The sequence below is a fragment of the Sulfuricella sp. genome, from assembly GCF_035531155.1.
Lineage (GTDB): Bacteria > Pseudomonadota > Gammaproteobacteria > Burkholderiales > Sulfuricellaceae > Sulfuricella.
This window is the reverse complement of record NZ_DATKTK010000066.1, coordinates 45,003-60,003: the sequence shown is the minus strand read 5'-3', so window position 1 is coordinate 60,003 and position 15,001 is coordinate 45,003. Positions and strand designations below refer to the sequence as shown.

At 57.5% G+C, this 15,001-nt stretch carries 19 protein-coding genes; 10 read left to right on the top strand and 9 right to left on the bottom strand.

What is annotated here, in order from left to right; genetic code table 11:
* Positions 1–61: 61 nt before the first annotated feature.
* From VMV64_RS15635 to VMV64_RS15625, 3 genes are all read right to left on the bottom strand, one after another.
* Entirely contained in the window at positions 62–1,249 is a 1,188-nt protein-coding gene (locus VMV64_RS15635) for an AI-2E family transporter (RefSeq protein WP_325331986.1), read from the bottom strand.
* Between the two features lie 179 nt (positions 1,250–1,428).
* The gene (locus tag VMV64_RS15630) at positions 1,429–2,376 is read right to left on the bottom strand and encodes a YihY/virulence factor BrkB family protein (protein WP_325331984.1); all 948 of its coding nucleotides are present in this window, start codon (positions 2,374–2,376) and stop codon (positions 1,429–1,431) included.
* An 8-nt stretch (positions 2,377–2,384) separates the two neighbouring features.
* The gene (locus tag VMV64_RS15625) at positions 2,385–2,936 is read right to left on the bottom strand and encodes an NAD(P)H-dependent oxidoreductase (protein ID WP_325331982.1); all 552 of its coding nucleotides are present in this window, start codon (positions 2,934–2,936) and stop codon (positions 2,385–2,387) included.
* A gap of 206 nt (positions 2,937–3,142) precedes the next feature.
* Between VMV64_RS15625 and VMV64_RS15620 the strand changes: the two genes are divergently transcribed.
* Entirely contained in the window at positions 3,143–3,967 is an 825-nt protein-coding gene (locus VMV64_RS15620; protein WP_325331980.1) for an alpha/beta hydrolase, read from the top strand.
* Positions 3,968–4,015: 48 nt separating this feature from the next.
* Complete coding sequence (locus VMV64_RS15615) at positions 4,016–5,032, top strand: DUF1566 domain-containing protein (protein WP_325331978.1); 1,017 nt, start codon at positions 4,016–4,018, stop codon at positions 5,030–5,032.
* A 185-nt stretch (positions 5,033–5,217) separates the two neighbouring features.
* Here the strand turns inward: VMV64_RS15615 and VMV64_RS15610 are convergent, their stop codons facing one another.
* From VMV64_RS15610 to VMV64_RS15600, 3 genes are all read right to left on the bottom strand, one after another.
* Positions 5,218–5,475 (bottom strand): hypothetical protein, encoded by a 258-nt coding sequence (locus VMV64_RS15610; RefSeq protein WP_325331976.1) that lies wholly within the window; start codon positions 5,473–5,475, stop codon positions 5,218–5,220.
* Between the two features lie 53 nt (positions 5,476–5,528).
* Positions 5,529–5,744, bottom strand: coding sequence for a hypothetical protein (locus VMV64_RS15605; RefSeq protein ID WP_325331974.1), 216 nt, complete (start codon positions 5,742–5,744; stop codon positions 5,529–5,531).
* A 64-nt stretch (positions 5,745–5,808) separates the two neighbouring features.
* Positions 5,809–6,096: a ferritin-like domain-containing protein gene (locus tag VMV64_RS15600; protein WP_325331972.1), complete on the bottom strand. Its 288-nt coding sequence runs from the start codon at positions 6,094–6,096 to the stop codon at positions 5,809–5,811.
* Between the two features lie 496 nt (positions 6,097–6,592).
* Here VMV64_RS15600 and VMV64_RS15595 point away from each other — a divergent pair, with 496 nt between their 5' ends.
* From VMV64_RS15595 to VMV64_RS15585, 3 genes are all read left to right on the top strand, one after another.
* Positions 6,593–8,704: an AsmA family protein gene (locus VMV64_RS15595; protein ID WP_325331970.1), complete on the top strand. Its 2,112-nt coding sequence runs from the start codon at positions 6,593–6,595 to the stop codon at positions 8,702–8,704.
* Positions 8,705–8,859: 155 nt separating this feature from the next.
* Positions 8,860–9,870 carry a phosphotransferase gene (locus tag VMV64_RS15590; RefSeq protein WP_325331968.1) on the top strand — a complete coding sequence of 337 codons (1,011 nt, stop codon included), beginning with the start codon at positions 8,860–8,862 and terminating at the stop codon, positions 9,868–9,870.
* Positions 9,871–10,614 carry an HAD family hydrolase gene (locus VMV64_RS15585; protein ID WP_325331966.1) on the top strand — a complete coding sequence of 248 codons (744 nt, stop codon included), beginning with the start codon at positions 9,871–9,873 and terminating at the stop codon, positions 10,612–10,614.
* A gap of 45 nt (positions 10,615–10,659) precedes the next feature.
* On the opposite strand, the gene VMV64_RS15580 is transcribed toward VMV64_RS15585, so the two are convergent.
* Both VMV64_RS15580 and VMV64_RS15575 read right to left on the bottom strand, forming a co-directional pair.
* Entirely contained in the window at positions 10,660–11,046 is a 387-nt protein-coding gene (locus VMV64_RS15580; protein WP_325331964.1) for a TusE/DsrC/DsvC family sulfur relay protein, read from the bottom strand.
* 177 nt (positions 11,047–11,223) lie between these two features.
* On the bottom strand, positions 11,224–11,616 hold the full coding sequence (locus VMV64_RS15575) for a cupin domain-containing protein (RefSeq protein ID WP_325331962.1): 393 nt from the start codon (positions 11,614–11,616) through the stop codon (positions 11,224–11,226).
* Between the two features lie 207 nt (positions 11,617–11,823).
* Here VMV64_RS15575 and VMV64_RS15570 point away from each other — a divergent pair, with 207 nt between their 5' ends.
* Positions 11,824–12,396: an NAD(P)H-dependent oxidoreductase gene (locus tag VMV64_RS15570; RefSeq protein WP_325331960.1), complete on the top strand. Its 573-nt coding sequence runs from the start codon at positions 11,824–11,826 to the stop codon at positions 12,394–12,396.
* 267 nt (positions 12,397–12,663) lie between these two features.
* Positions 12,664–13,098: a high-potential iron-sulfur protein gene (locus VMV64_RS15565; protein ID WP_325331958.1), complete on the top strand. Its 435-nt coding sequence runs from the start codon at positions 12,664–12,666 to the stop codon at positions 13,096–13,098.
* Positions 13,099–13,102: 4 nt separating this feature from the next.
* Here the strand turns inward: VMV64_RS15565 and VMV64_RS15560 are convergent, their stop codons facing one another.
* On the bottom strand, positions 13,103–13,252 hold the full coding sequence (locus VMV64_RS15560) for a hypothetical protein (protein ID WP_325331956.1): 150 nt from the start codon (positions 13,250–13,252) through the stop codon (positions 13,103–13,105).
* 149 nt (positions 13,253–13,401) lie between these two features.
* Between VMV64_RS15560 and VMV64_RS15555 the strand changes: the two genes are divergently transcribed.
* The 3 genes from VMV64_RS15555 to VMV64_RS15545 all read left to right on the top strand — a co-directional run bounded on the left by VMV64_RS15555 (position 13,402) and on the right by VMV64_RS15545 (position 14,962).
* On the top strand, positions 13,402–14,025 hold the full coding sequence (locus VMV64_RS15555; protein WP_325331954.1) for a hypothetical protein: 624 nt from the start codon (positions 13,402–13,404) through the stop codon (positions 14,023–14,025).
* Positions 13,998–14,270 carry a hypothetical protein gene (locus VMV64_RS15550; RefSeq protein ID WP_325331952.1) on the top strand — a complete coding sequence of 91 codons (273 nt, stop codon included), beginning with the start codon at positions 13,998–14,000 and terminating at the stop codon, positions 14,268–14,270. The genes VMV64_RS15555 and VMV64_RS15550 overlap by 28 nt, the downstream gene beginning before the upstream one ends.
* A gap of 62 nt (positions 14,271–14,332) precedes the next feature.
* Entirely contained in the window at positions 14,333–14,962 is a 630-nt protein-coding gene (locus VMV64_RS15545; RefSeq protein ID WP_325331950.1) for a hypothetical protein, read from the top strand.
* Positions 14,963–15,001: the final 39 nt, after the last annotated feature.

Below are 15,001 nucleotides of genomic sequence, written 5' to 3'. Positions count from 1 at the left end.
TTGTTAATAAATTAATATGGCCTAAGTTAGACTGGCTGCTAGCAGGGTTTACAGACGGTTTCTATTCTCCAAGCAACTCCGCCACAGGCTGTAATTGTTCCACATGCTGGGACACTACTTTCACGATGACGATGATCGGAATGCCGATCAGCATGCCCCACACACCCCACAACCAAGCCCAGAACAGCAGCGAGATAAACACCGCCGCCGCATTCATTTTGGCGATTCTCCCGGTCATCCAGGTCGTCACAAAAGTGCCGACGAGCGTGGCAATCGCCAATGATGCCCCCGAGACCAACAGCGCCATAGAAAACGAGTCGAACTGCATGAATGCCGCCATCCCGGTAGCGGCTGCGGTGAATATCGGGCCGACATAAGGGATCACATGCAGCAAGCCCGCAGCGACTGCCCACGCGCCCGCGTTTTCCAAGCCGATCCAGTGGAACGCGATCCAGGTGAGCAATCCTAAAAGCAGATTAGTCATCAACAGCATGAACATGTATTTCTGGATGGAATCGTTGATGTCATTAAGGATGGTGATAGTGATTTTCTTCCTCGACAACGACGGTCCCGTGAGTCGTACCAGCTTTCGCTTGAAAGTGTCGCCACCCGCCAGGAGAAAGAAGGCCAAAAAGATCACCATGGTTGCTTGGCCAATGAAGCCTAAGGCCCCCATGGAACCCGCCCACATGAAATCACCCAGTTTGAACCCGGGCGCGTCGACGACGACGTGGGTAGTGCGCTGCTTGGGGCCTGGCGGAATGCCGGCGATCTGGCTGGTCGCCTTTTCCATTGCGCCCACTGCGGTTTGCATTTTCTGCATGGTGCCGCTCGGATCGTCCCGCATGCTGGCGAACCCCGCAGACAGCTTGCTCGCGGCTTCGGGCAATTGCGCGAGTATCGTCTGCACCTGCCCACGCAACGAGTAGGTGCCCAGCACGAGTGCGCACACAACGGCCACTATCACCATGCTGGTGCCCAGCACGCGCGGAATCTTGATCCGTTCCAACCATACTACGAGGGGATTCAGGGTGTAAGCCAAAAAGATCCCGAGCACCAGGGGAACAAAAAACTTCTGCATCCAGTCCAGCGCGAACACCAAGGCAACTGTCGCCAGTATGCCAAGCGCCAAGCCTCGCGCATCCACAGGAACGTGAACGGTTAAGGGATGGGCAGTCTCAGATGCCTGCGCTGCAGGGGATTGATTGCCTGCCGGAGCTTCCGATGCAGGAGTTTCGATTGCGGACATCGGGACGGACCTCGGTGTTTGCGGTTTATGTCGGTGAAACTCGTGAGCGGTATCCGGCCATCCGCCGGAGGTGGAGGACAGAGGCACGCCATAATGGAAAGCATAGTCGCGGGATCAGGTAAAGTCTGTACGGTGCCGTACATAGGACGGCGGACGTGCAATGGGCTTCTCCGTGCGGCTCACTCAGCGCCCGGTCGCGCGGCGAGACGGGCCACTTCTTCGAAGTGCAGTCTTTCATGCTGCAGGCTACCGAACCACAGTGCGTATTGCCGCGTGAACTCCGCCCCCAGAAAGAAAATCTGTGCCGAGTAATACACCCATAGCAGCAACGCGATCAATGATCCGGCGGCACCAAAGCTCGATGCCACGCCGCTGTTGCCCAGATACAAACCGATCGCATATTTTCCCAAGCTGAACAGTCCCGCCGTGAAGGCGGCACCGATCCAGACGTCGCGCCACGACAGCGGTGCGTCCGGCAGGGTCTTGTAGATGACGGCAAACATGCAGGCGATGACGCCGAACGAAATGAGGGAGGAGGCCGTCGCGAGAACCGCGGCGGAACTGCCCACGACTCCGCCCGCATGGCGTTCGAGCATGGCCAATGCGGCGCTGACGACGAGGGAGACGAGCAGCAGGAAAGCCAGAACAAGCACCATTCCAAAGGACAACAGCCGGGTTCTTAAGAAGCGCGCGCTGAAGGCTGACTGACGAGGGTTCTCGATACCCCACAGTTCATCCAGGCTGCCCTTCAACTCGGCGAAGACGCTAGTGGCACCCAGCAGCAGCAGGACGCTCGCTACGAGTGTCGCCACCCGCCCGGAGGCGGGATCTCGCGCGGCTGCCAGCAATGCCTGGATCGCCTGCGCACCATTCGGTCCTACCAGCCCTTGCACTTGGGCAACGATCTCGCCCTGGGCAGCCTCGGCGCCGAAGACGTAGCCGGCAACTACAATGGCCAGCACCAGGATGGGCGTCATGGAAAACAAGGTATAGAAGGCCAGGGCTGCGCCTTTGCTGGCTGCCCGGTGATCGATCCAGGATGTCAGCGACCCGATCATGACGAGCTTCAGACGCCTTGCCCAGTGGAGCGGGGCATCGGCCATGCGATCGACGAATCCAGAGGGCACGGCCTTCCTCACCGTGCTGTTTTTGCCAGCTGCACCAGCGCACCCAGAAGCTTCTGAATGTGCTGCCGGGTCGGCGCGTCGGTCAACCTGCCGTTCTGGTCAAACCGCTGCGCGGCATTGCCGATCATCACTTCCGGTTGATTGACCACGGGCATGTCCAGCGTGACGAGAATTTGCCGCAGATGGTATTGCGCGCGGGCCGTGCCCAGGCTACCGGTTGAAGCTCCCATCACCGCCGCCGGTTTGCCCAGCCACGCGCTCTCGCCATAGGGCCTCGACGCCCAGTCGATCGCGTTCTTGAGGCCGCCGGGAAGCGAATAGTTGTACTCTGGCGTGGCGAACAGGATGGCATCGGCGTCCAGAATTCGTCGCTTGAATTCAAGCACGCTAGCCGGTAGCGTCATTTCATTGTCCTGATCGAAGACCGGAATGCCATGGAGCTCGATCAGGTTCAGCACCGCGCCGCCCGGCACCAGTTCCTGCGCCGCCTTGAGTGCAAAACGGTTGTAGGAGCCTTTGCGCAGACTCCCCACGATGCCCAGAATTTTTATCACGTCCATTTCAAATCTCCTTGGCCCAAGTTTAGACGATACCAGCGAGTGACGCCCGGCACCGTGCGCCAGCGCACAGAGGAAAACCGGCGGCCTGTGTGCGTTACCGAACGGAAAAGAGGCCGCTCCCCGTGTATCGTGCATGCTGGTTCGCAGCGTTTTAGCGCTTCGCCTGTTGCGCCCGTTCAGGATTGGTTGCAGTAAGGAGGCAAATAATGAGCACGATCACGACGAAAGACGGTACGCAGATCTATTACAAGGACTGGGGTACAGGACAGCCTGTGGTGTTCAGCCACGGCTGGCCCCTCAGTGCGGATAGCTGGGAGGCCCAGATGCTGTTCCTGGCCTCCAACGGCTACCGCTGCATTGCCCATGACCGTCGCGGCCATGGCCGGTCGAGCCAGCCCTGGAATGGCAACGAGATGGACACCTTTGCCGACGACCTCGCGGAGCTCATCGAAACGCTAGCCCTGAAGGACGTCGCCCTGATCGGTTTCTCCATGGGCGGCGGCGAAGTTGCCCGCTATATCGGCCGCCACGGCACGGAACGATTGGCCAAAGCCGCGCTGATCTCCGCCGTCCCGCCGCTGATGCTGAAAACGGCGGCCAATCCTGGCGGCTTGCCGATTGAAACGTTCGACGAGATTCGCCAGGGCTCTGTCGCCGACCGCTCGCAGTTCTACAAGGATCTTGCCAGCGGCCCGTTCTTCGGGGCCAACAGGCCCGGCGCCAAGGTTTCGCAGGGCATGATCGACTCGTTCTGGTTGCAGGGGATGCGGGCCGGCCACAAGAACACCTTCGACTGCATCAAGGCGTTCTCCGAGACGGATTTCACCGAAGACCTCAAGAAGTTCGACGTGCCGACGCTGATCATTCACGGCGACGACGACCAGATCGTGCCGATCGGTGCCGCGGCGCTTTGCTCAGCTAAGCTGGTCAAGAATGCGACCCTGAAGATCTACCCGAGCGCGCCCCACGGTCTCGCGGACACGCACAAAGACCAGCTCAACGCCGACCTGCTGGCATTCCTCCAGGCCTGAGGTCGCCTTGTCGGCGCCCGCCTGGCCGGTGGGCTCATTGGAGCAATCATGACCTCTCACCATTACCTGGATACCGGCCAACGCACCTGCCATGCCGACGATGGACGCGAGGTTCCATGCGAAGGTTCCGGCCAGGACGCATCGTTTTCCGTCGGCGTGTCCTGGCCGGAACCGCGTTTCGACTTGCGCGGCGACGAGGTCATGGATCGGCTGACCGGGCTGATCTGGTGCCGTAGTGCCAATCTCGCGGAATTTCCACTCACCTGGCAGGAAGCACTGGACTTCGTCGCGACCATGAACCGCGAACAGCGTTTCGGCCAGCGCGATTGGCGCATGCCCAATCGCCGCGAATTGAGAAGTTTGCTCAGTCTGCAAACCAAATTGCCTGCCCTGCCTGAGCGACACCCATTCATCAATGTGTTCAACGGCTGGTACTGGACCGCGACGACGGCGGCCATCAGCCCGGCGCACGCCTGGTACGTGGCGCTGGATGGCGCGCGCATGTTTTACGGCGGCAAGGATCAATCCTTCATGCTCTGGCCGGTACGCGGCGAAGGTCTGGGCGTGGTCCCGCGTACGGGCCAAAGCCTGTGCTTTGACGCCGCCGGCAACGTCATTTCATGCACCGGCTCCGGTCAGGACGGCGAATGGCGTTACGGCGCTCCGTGGCCCGAACCCCGCTTCGAAATTCTTCACGCCGGCATCCTGGATCGCCTCACCCGCCTGCTCTGGCGCCGCAGCGCGAATCTCACACCGCAACCGGTGGTCTGGCGCGAGGCATTGGCAGCGGTGGCCGAGCTTAACCGGGAAGGAGGGGAAAACCCCTGGCGGCTGCCAACGATCAACGAACTGGAAGTGCTGGTGGATTGCGCCGCCCACAGCCCGGCCTTGCCTTCCGGGCATCCTTTCGCCGACGTGCAGGACATTTACTGGTCGTCTACCACCAGCCTGTTCGAGCCCGATTGGGCTTGGGCCCTGTACCTGGAAAAAGGCGCGACGGGCGTCGGGCAAAAGCGGTTCGCAGAATTTTCGGTATGGGCCGTGGCAACCACTGTAGGCCGTTAGGCCGTTCAGATGCCACGAGAACCAGAGCACAACTAATTCAGAATGATGCGAATGCCCTTCAAAGCTCATGTTGAGAGTGGCTAAAAACCAATCTGGTCCAGGCACGTTGCATGCTTATCCGGTTATGCAAGAGCGTTGAATATTCGCGATTGTCTGTTAACTGGTTTTTCTGTATTTTTACTTGCTTATGCCGCTTTTACGTATTCACCGACCATTTGTCTTTTCTCTCTTTCCAGCGCTGCCAGATCGATGCCGAAAAACTCCAGCAGAAGTTGTTCCTTGCTGGTATGGATAGGCATATACCATGGATACTGCGGCTTGTATGGCTCGCACAGGCTAAGCCCTTTCTGTTGTTCGGCCCATTCAAGGAAACTGGCGATAGTGTGCGTCAAGTCGGAGACGCGTTCGAATTTATTGTTCAATGGGTATTTGGTGTCTGACATAGTCCGAATTTCCTTGATATTAAATAATTATTCTTAAGTTCGTGCATGGTTGGTTAGCGCAGTGGATCGACATAGGCCTCGGCACCCAGCCAGTCATTTTCTCCCGCGCCGAATCCGGGGTTTGTGCCGGCGCCTAACCCGATCGCTGCGGCAGCATGGTGGCGCATCTCTTCGACGATGGATGGCGGCGGCGGAATACTCTTTCTGTCGGTCAGAAAAAATCCGTAGTTGGCAAAGCGGCTGGTTTTCTGGTTATTCGTGTTGGACACGCTATTCTCCAATCTCATCGCTATAAAAACACGGCATCAAGAGCTCGGGCGGCCTTGAGCCTTCTTACTGATGCGCAATCGGTTTTTCGGTGAACAAGTAGTCCTTGAGCTCCTTGGTAAACTTGGGGTCTTTGCGCCGAATCCACTCCAGCAGCATGGATGCATGCTCTTTTTCCTCGTCTCGATTGTGCTCGAGGATCGCCTTGAGTTCCGTGTCTTTACAGGCATCAGCACGTTGGTTGTACCAATCAACGGCTTCCAGCTCTTCCATCAGAGAAACAATGGCTCTGTGCATGTCGCGCGTTTCAGTGGACAGTTCCTCTACAGGCTCGTGATAACCGACACTGGACATTTCTTTACTCCTGTTAATTGCGGGATTGTTGGCGAAGAATGCTTTACTTTGATGCAAGCAGATCTAGCCTCCTTCGTCGCAGCCGGCCTGTCGCCACCTGTGCCCCTGGCGTAGCGACAGGCTGGACTAATTGCATGGAGGAAACTCAGGATGCAGGTGCAAGGCTAGTCGTAGGACCAAGCGCGGTCGGTGCGGTGGCGTACATAGGTCCACACTTGTCCACGGCAGACCACGTAGGTCATGGCCTTGGTTCGGGTATCAGGAAGTTCGCATCGCCGCCGCAGTCCTTGGGAGTGGGGGAGTGCTCTGGACTACGGCGAGCACGAACCGGGCTCTGTGTGCGGTGTCGTACAGACGGTTGCCATCATTTGAGTAATATTACGGGTAAGAACATGGCGATGACTGCCGAGATAGGCCCGCTCTGCTCATGTAATCCATTGTTTTTATTTTGCGTTCTTTGCGCCTTTGCAGTTCAGATGCTTTTTTAAGGATGAATATGCCGCGACGCACGAAAATAGCGCTCGCCGTCGCCGCCGGTCTGATCGCCGTTCCTGCGGTCGCGTTGGTCGTGCTACTCAATTTCGACTGGAACCGAGCCAAGCCATGGCTCAATGCGCGCAGCAGCGAAGCGCTCGGCCGCCCGTTCGCGATCTCGGGAGACCTCTCGCTGACTTGGGAAAAGCAAGCCGCGGGGCCGGCCGAACCGGATGAAGGTTGGCGCGGCATGATTCCGTGGCCGCATTGGGTCGCGCATGACATTCACGTCGGCAATCCGCCAGCCATGATGGCGCTTGCGCCAGCCGATACGAGTGCACCAGCGCCTGCGCCGGTCGATACGAGTGCAACGGCGCTGCAACCGGCCGACATGGCAAGCATCAAGCAGTTGGCCTTTTCGCTGAACCCCTGGGCATTGCTGGGAAAAAAAATCTCGATCCCAGTCCTGCGTTTCGATTCGCCCGTCGTCAGCTTGCTGCGTAGCGCCGATGGCAAGAACAACTGGACTTTCAAGAACGTCGATAAGCCATCGCCCTGGCAGCTGGAATTGCAACGCGTCATCTTTACCAAAGGCAGCGTCCACCTGAGCGACGCCGTCCAGCATGCCGATGTGACGGCCGATATCGATACGCTAGCCTCGGACCCGATTTATGGCGTGGCGTGGCACATACGCGGCAAGTTCAATGGCGAAGCAGTCAGCGGCAACGGTAAGGCTGGCGCCGTGTTATCGCTGCAACACCAAACTGCACCTTACCCGATCATGGCCCATCTGCGCATGGGGAAAACCGTGATTGCAGTCGAGGGGTCGCTCACCAAGCCGACTGATCTGGCGGCACTTGACATGCGCTTGAAATTGTCCGGCGTGAGCATGGCGCGGCTGTATGCACTCAGCGGCATCGTCTTGCCGGAGACACCGCCGTTCGCGACGGAGGGCCATTTGATCGGCACCCTGAGCCCGCATGGCGGGCGCTGGATTTATGAGAAATTCAGCGGCAAGGTCGGCTCCAGCGATATCGGTGGCAGCCTCGACTATCAATCGAAACAACCCCGTGCTTTGTTATCCGGGACGGTTGTGTCGCACTTGTTGCACTTTTCCGATCTGGCACCCCTGATCGGCGCCGACTCGAATGCCAGCAAGGCCAAGCGCGGTGCCGCCGCCGTCCAACCGGAGAACAAAGCGTTACCGGTCGAACCCTTCAAGACGGAGCGCTGGACCAGTATCGATGCCGACATTAAATTCAGCGCCGAAAAAATTATTCGCAAAAAGGAATTGCCCATCAACAAGCTGACTACGAACGTGCATCTGCAAGACGGCGTGTTGTCCTTGTTGCCGCTCAATTTTGACATGGCGGGGGGGAACCTGAGTTCGAACATCACGCTCGACGGCAGCGGAAAAGCCGGCAAGAATGCGATCAAGGCGACCATGAAAGTGACGGCCCGCCATTTGAAGTTGAAACAATTATTTCCCGCCTTGCAACCGCTGCAAGCGAGTGCCGGTGAAATCAATGGCGATGCCTCCCTGTCAGCGGTCGGCAACTCGGTTGCCAGCTTGCTGGGCGCATCCAATGGCGAAATCAAGACCCTGATCAATCAAGGTACGGTCAGTAAACTCTTGCTAGAAGAAATGGGTTTGAATATCGGCAACGTGATCCTCACCCGCCTGGTCGGCGACAAGCAAGTCAAGCTCAATTGCATGGCGACCGATTTTGGCGTGACCAATGGCCTGATGCAAACGCGCAGCTTTATCATCGATACCGACGACGCCCTGCTCGCTGTCAGCGGCAACATCAATTTGGCGCAGGAACAACTGGATCTGACCATCAACACCCATAGCGAAGGGTTGCGCGTGCTTTCGCTCAGAGCGCCGCTCTATGTGCGCGGCAGCTTCAAGCAGCCGCGCGTCAGTGTCGACAAGGGGGTATTGGCAATGAAAGCGGGTGGCGCAATCGGGCTGGCAGCCTTGGCGCCGGTCGCGGCCCTGATCCCCTTGATCAATGCCGGGCCGGGAGAAGACAGCGAGTGCGCCAGGCTATTGGCAGATGCGCGCGTCAAACCGGTGGCGCCACCGCCGGGCAAGACTTACCACAGAAAAGCGAAACCCAACGTAAAATAAAATGCCGATGGAAACCGCCAGGGCAGTCGCATCCAGCCCCGCAATCTGTCAGCCAGAAAAGCCGTGTCTATGTATGAAAGCGCACAGAGGAATTCTAGACAAATTCCTACCATTGAACCTTGCGTCATCCATAGGCTCACAGGCATAGGACAACAATGACCGGAATTTATCTAGGGAAGCTATCGGAACACGACCCTCTGCACGGTTATCTCCAGCATGACATTCAGCCGCAGATCAGCGGCGCCTCGGGCAGCTCGAAGTACCGTGTATTCAAGCTCAATGGCTCAAACGACGTGTACCTGTATGAAGACCGCAATACTTGCACAAGGGTCATAGGCAAGTTTTTTCTTTCTTCAAGAAAGAAGGACGCAGTCAAGGCGGTATCACGCCTGACGCGCGAATTCGACAATCTCTGCATGATGCGCGATTACGGACTGACGGGCTATCCCCACCATGTCGTCAGGCCGCTTGGTCGCAACTATTCGTTGAATGCGCTTCTGGTCACCGAATACTGCGAGGGAGAACTGCTCAGCGAAGTGATACTGGAGGTGATACAGGGCGGCGACCAAGGTAAACTCTATCATAAGCTAACCGCACTCGCGTATTTCCTGTCCGCCTTTCACAACCGGACAGCCATAGGCGTGGGAGTCGAGTTCCACCAAGACTGCGATTATATGGATCGCCTGATCGACAGACTGCTTGAAATCAGGGCAATCGGAGAGGGCGAGGCACGTGAGTTGTACTGGCTGCGCGACCAGTGGCGTGATCAGCCGAGGATGTGGGAAGACCAGAAAGTGCTCGTGCATGGGGATGCGACACCTGAGAATTTTATGTTCGGCAATGAGTTGCAAGTAATCGCGTTCGATCTGGAGAGAACCAAGCGCGCTGATCGTGTTTTCGACACCGGCCGCATCGCCGGAGAACTGAAGCATTTTTTCATGCGTGCAACCGGCAACAAGGACGCCGCCGAGCCTTTCATCGGCCACTTCCTCTGGGAATATGCCTGCCACTTCCCAAACCGCGATAGCGCCTTTCAATCGATCACCGGCAGGACACCGTTCTACATGGGAATTACGCTATTGCGCATTGCGCGTAACAGTTGGATCGAACCGAATTACCGCCATCGCCTGATCAGAGAGGCAAAAGAATGCCTGCGGAGGTTTTAAATGATCGTTAAAGGTATTGCTTTCGATATCAACGGAACACTTTCGAATATCCAGACGAACGAATGGCATGACGATGTGTATCGCGTCATCAGCAATCTCCTGTCATATCAAGGCATATCTCTCGACCCGAACGTTGTTAAGGATCTGTATTTCCAGATAATGAAAGAACAACGCACGGCATACGGTGAGCGTTACGCGGAATTCGATGCCATCGGTATCTTCCGAGAGATCATCACCCGGCACTCGACGGATTTCACACGCGGCCTGCCAACTGAGAAGCTTGAACAGCTCCCGAGACTTCTTGCCGAGACTTACCGTGCCGCATCACGCTTCCAGTTGCAGCTCTATCCCGGCGTAGAGGACACGATCCGACAACTGTACCCAAAATATCATCTTGCAATAATTTCCGATGGTCAGACCGCCTACGCAGTCCCGGAACTGAACGCCGTTGGGTTATCTGGATATTTCGATCCGATCATCATCTCGGGAGACGTCGGGTACCGCAAGCCCGATGAACGCCTGTTTACAGCAGCATTGACCGCCATGAAAATGGAGCCGTCAGAGGTTCTGTTTGTGGGCAACGACATGTACCGCGATGTTTATGGGGCGCAGAGACTCGGAATGAAAACTGTTTTTTTCAAGTCAAACCAGGGGACGCAGGAAAAAGAGGGCGTAAAACCCGACTATATTATTTACAATTTCCCTGAATTGCTAAACGCCATCCGATTTTTTGAGGACCGGTGACTTACCGGTTTACTATTCGACCGCCGTGAGAGGATTGGTCCTCGTTCAAAATGCCGTCCCGAAACCCTCATCCGTTTCCAGTCTCAGTGCAGGCAAACCGGCGAGTTCATGAATAGGCATCAGCACGCCGCGCGTATCAGGCATGGCGTCAAACAACATATAAAGATATTTGCTGCCGCCTTTGGATTCGTATGCCTCTTCGAGAAAACGCATATGCTCATGTGCGGCAAGACAGTCGCGCGTCTTGCAATCTTGTTTATAGTGTTCGATCAATGAATGGATCACGCTCATGTGTTCGTCGTTCAGGGCGAAGTTTTTGGCTGCGGCGTTTTTCCTGACTGTTTGTTCAAGCTGATCTTTGGTCAAGTCTTTGACCGCGTCGTAAATCAGATTTTCTCCTTCGTGCATCGTGTTTTCGGCATTATTCATCATTGATCTCCTTGATTGTTGATGGGCAAATGGCCCACAGCGGCTTCATGTGATTCTTTAAAGGTTATCTGCACTTTAGATTGTTGCTGCATGCAACCAGACACGGCATTTTTGCGGTCCTGATGTGAGCCCCCGGGTCAAGTCCTTGCTCTTCCCGAGGGCGGCGCATAGAGCGACTCTCTATTCCGTCGTTTTGCCGTCGAAGTGTTCGTTGTCGGCCTCCGCCTCGTCGCGGGTATGGTGGACAACGCCGTCGCGATGATTCGGTGGCGCATAGAGCGTATAGAGCTTCAGCGGAACACTGCCAGTATTGATGATGTTGTGATTTGTCCCAGCCGGGACGAGCACGGCGAAGCCCGCGCTGATCAACGTGCGAACACCATCCAGAACGGCCTCACCGGCACCCTCTTCCACGCGAAAAAACTGATCGAGCTTGTGAACTTCCATTCCGATCTCTTCCTTTGGCTTCAACGTCATGACAACGAGCTGACAGTGCTTGGCCGTGTAAAGTACCCGGCGAAAGTCTTTATTCTTGACGGTAATGCTTTCGATGTTTTGTACAAAACCTTTCATGGTGACTTCTCCAGTTAACAGCTTCAGACCCGATCAGGATTGGACGGACATGACAGGTCAGCCCACACCAACGCACGATGCCTCATGAGCGGCCTATAGTCTGTTCGGCAACGCACACAGGACACCGGTTTTTCTATGTGCGCTGGCGCACGGTGCCTGGCGTCACTCGCGGATATCCTTTGCAGGACTGTGACAAGGAGGTTTGAAATGAACGAGATAAATATTCTGGGTATCGTGGGGAGCCTGCGCAAAGATTCTTACAACCATTTTGCACTCAAGGCGGCGCAGGAACTGGTGCCGGAGGGCGCGGTGCTGAACCTGATCGAACTCCATGGCATTCCGGTATTCAATCAGGATGATGAAATGGCTCCACCGGCAATCGTGCTTGAATTCAAGCGACAGATTCTGGCCGCCGATGCCATCCTGTTCGGCACGCCGGAATACAACTATTCGCTTTCCGGCGTGCTCAAGAATGCTATCGACTGGGCCTCGAGGCCCTTTGGTGAAAGCGCTTGGCTGGACAAACCGGGGGCGATAATGGGGGCTTCAACCGGTAGTCTGGGAACGGCCCGCGCGCAATACCATCTGCGGCAAATCCTCGTCGCGCAGAACATGCCCATGGTCAATCAACCGGAAGTGATGATCAGCAATGCCGCGCAGCGCTTTGACCAGAAGGGCAGGCTGACCGATGAACCGACCAGGCAGCACATTCAGAAGCTCCTGGCCGCGCTGGTGCAGCTTGCACGAATCAGCCCGCCGATGAAAAGCCAGACCGGTTGAGGATCGCAGCGCACTGGGCCGCCAATGCGAATCCGGACAGTGCTTCCTGCCACCCGCGCCAATGCCATCACCGAACGTCGCCCTATGTATGACACCGCACAGACTGCACCTGATCATGCGACTATCTTTGCACGTTCATCCGGAGTTTTCATGAAATCAGTCCAGGTTGTCGCTGCACGAGGTAGACAAGTGGCGAAAGGCCGGCTATGAAAAGAGAAGCTCGATTGGCAATTCCGCCGGTCGGGTCTCGAATCGAAGGAGTTTGATATGAACCGGGATATCTTTGAAGATTACTGGAAGCAGTTCAAGGGCAAGGCTAAAGCACGGTGTGACAAGCCCAGCGACGATTACCTCGACGTGATTGCGGACAAACGCGCCGAAAAGGCATCTCCTACAGGAAAATGCATGATGAAGGAAGAAATTCCGCCCCGCAGGGCTGTGCTGCGCGGTGCATTGGCGGTTGGTTGTAGCCTTTTTGTGCCAATCGCACTTTTTAGTTCTCCGGCCAACAGCGCGAATTCTGCCCCGCCAACGGCAACCAAGAAAGTGCCAAAGGCAAGCGTGCAGTACCAGACAAAGCCGAAAGACGCGCAAAAATGCAGCAACTGCGTGAATTTCATCGCCGCCTCGAATACCTGCAAGCTGGTTGATGGCCAGATCAGTCCCGAGGGCTGGTGCAGCCTGTGGGTCAAGAAGGCCTGAGCCGTTACTTCACCAGGCTTGCGCCCCGGGCATTGCGAACTTCCTGATAGTGCGCCATGACAGCGCTCGGGAGGTGGCAGGACAGATCGCCGGCCCGGTACTTGCGGACAATTTGTTTGCACAAGCCCGTGGTTGATTTCTGGAGCAGAGTCATGAGCAATCACCTGTCGCTGGAGGTGCCGTGGCTGAATATCGCTTGCTGACGATCTGGCGCATCCAAGCGCCGCTGGAAGAGGTGTACGCGGCCATCCACAATTCCCTGCGCTGGCCGGACTGGTGGCCGGGCGTGCAAAAAGTGGAACGGTGGCAGCCGGTGACGCCGATGGCATCAACAGCGTCTGGCGCTATTCCTGGCAGGGGCAATTACCCTACCGGGTGGTGTTCGAAGTGTACGCCACACGCATTGAAAGGCTGGTGGCCATCGAGGGAACCGCCCGGGGCGACCTTGACGGGATCGGCCGCTGGCATTTCTCCCGCCAGGACGCGGTCAGCATCGTCCGTTGCGAGTGGCATGTCCGCAGCACCCGGTGGTGGATGAACCTGATCGCACCGGTTGCCCGCTCGATGTTTATCCGTAACCATGCGCTGGTCATGTCGCAGGGCGGGGCAGGACTGGCCCGCCTGCTCAGGTCGTCCCTGGTGGGCCAGGAAACCCTCGACCTGATGGCAGAAACCGTCCCGCCAAAGGCAGCGCTCGGGTGGCGGCGGGAGCGCGGGCGGATTGATCCGGCAATGGCACTGGTTGCCGGTATCGGCGCCGGCGTGATTGCCACCTTGGCACAGCTTGCCCTGTGGTGGCTGGCTGATATGCCGCTCCCCGAAACCCTTTTTCGGGATGCGCGCCTGACTGCCGCCCTGGCCATGGGTACCGATGTCCTGCCCCCGCCGTCGACGCCGCAGTGGGACTCCTGCTGGTCGCGACGCTGATCCACTTCGGCCTGTCCGTCGCCTACGCCCTGATCCCGGCGCACTTGGCCAGTCGCCTGCGCACCGGAACGGCTCTCTTTGCCGGCGCCCTGTACGGCTTGGCCATTTACGTGGTCAATCTGTACGGCTTCACCCTGCTATTCCCCTGGTTCGCGATGACCCGCGACTGGGTGACACTGGCTGCCCACCTCGTATTTGGTGTTGCGCTGGCGGGAGGATGCCGGCTGTTTTCGGCGAAGGTATGATCCGCTTTAATCGTCGCCCGACGCGGCAATAACGCCCGGCCCCTGAAACTCCCCATCCAGGCGTGCCTGCTGAGCGAGATGGTGCGACAGCGCACGGACGCGTCAGGGTACGCAGAATATGCTCGAATACCATCCGTTTCGCACGGTTCACCCCAAGGAGAAATAGCATGGACCAATACCGCCACCACGTATCGGGATTTTTTGCCCACCCCGGAGAAGCCGAAAGCGCGCTTTCCAGGCTCGTCGAGCGGGGGTTGCCGCGCGAACGGCTGCATCTCTTCGAAACCGACTCGGCTCAGCCGGTCACCGCGCAGCAAAAGAAAAGCAATGAAGTGCTGAAGGACGTGCTCGTAGACGGCGCAATCGGAACCGCGCTTGGCACCGGCATCGGCGCGCTAGCGGAAGTGGCGCTGGTGGCGGCGAACGTGAGTCTGTTCGTCGCCAGCCCGTTGCTTGCTCCCCTCATGTTGCTGGGCTGGGGCGCCAGCCTCGGCGGTATCATCGGCGCCGCGGCCGGTACCACGGCCGGCGCCGGAAACAAGGAAGGGCAGCTTGCGGATCTGATCCGCGATGCGATCTCGAGCGGCCAGGTCGTGCTGGTGGCGGAGACCCGGACGGAGCAGGAGACGACGATTGCACGGGAAGTCATCCAGGCTTCGGTCGGGGACTACAACGACGTCAGCACGGCGTGAACGCGATCGACCTAATGGATTAAGCCCAACGGGAATCAG

Coding starts and splice junctions, on each gene's coding strand:
- VMV64_RS15635 (WP_325331986.1), bottom strand. CDS start 1,249: ATGTCCGCAATCGAAACTCCTGCATCGGAAGCTCCGGCAGGCAATCAA.
- VMV64_RS15625 (WP_325331982.1), bottom strand. CDS start 2,936: ATGGACGTGATAAAAATTCTGGGCATCGTGGGGAGTCTGCGCAAAGGC.
- VMV64_RS15620 (WP_325331980.1), top strand. CDS start 3,143: ATGAGCACGATCACGACGAAAGACGGTACGCAGATCTATTACAAGGAC.
- VMV64_RS15615 (WP_325331978.1), top strand. CDS start 4,016: ATGACCTCTCACCATTACCTGGATACCGGCCAACGCACCTGCCATGCC.
- VMV64_RS15610 (WP_325331976.1), bottom strand. CDS start 5,475: ATGTCAGACACCAAATACCCATTGAACAATAAATTCGAACGCGTCTCC.
- VMV64_RS15600 (WP_325331972.1), bottom strand. CDS start 6,096: ATGTCCAGTGTCGGTTATCACGAGCCTGTAGAGGAACTGTCCACTGAA.
- VMV64_RS15595 (WP_325331970.1), top strand. CDS start 6,593: ATGCCGCGACGCACGAAAATAGCGCTCGCCGTCGCCGCCGGTCTGATC.
- VMV64_RS15590 (WP_325331968.1), top strand. CDS start 8,860: ATGACCGGAATTTATCTAGGGAAGCTATCGGAACACGACCCTCTGCAC.
- VMV64_RS15585 (WP_325331966.1), top strand. CDS start 9,871: ATGATCGTTAAAGGTATTGCTTTCGATATCAACGGAACACTTTCGAAT.
- VMV64_RS15580 (WP_325331964.1), bottom strand. CDS start 11,046: ATGATGAATAATGCCGAAAACACGATGCACGAAGGAGAAAATCTGATT.
- VMV64_RS15575 (WP_325331962.1), bottom strand. CDS start 11,616: ATGAAAGGTTTTGTACAAAACATCGAAAGCATTACCGTCAAGAATAAA.
- VMV64_RS15570 (WP_325331960.1), top strand. CDS start 11,824: ATGAACGAGATAAATATTCTGGGTATCGTGGGGAGCCTGCGCAAAGAT.
- VMV64_RS15565 (WP_325331958.1), top strand. CDS start 12,664: ATGAACCGGGATATCTTTGAAGATTACTGGAAGCAGTTCAAGGGCAAG.
- VMV64_RS15560 (WP_325331956.1), bottom strand. CDS start 13,252: ATGACTCTGCTCCAGAAATCAACCACGGGCTTGTGCAAACAAATTGTC.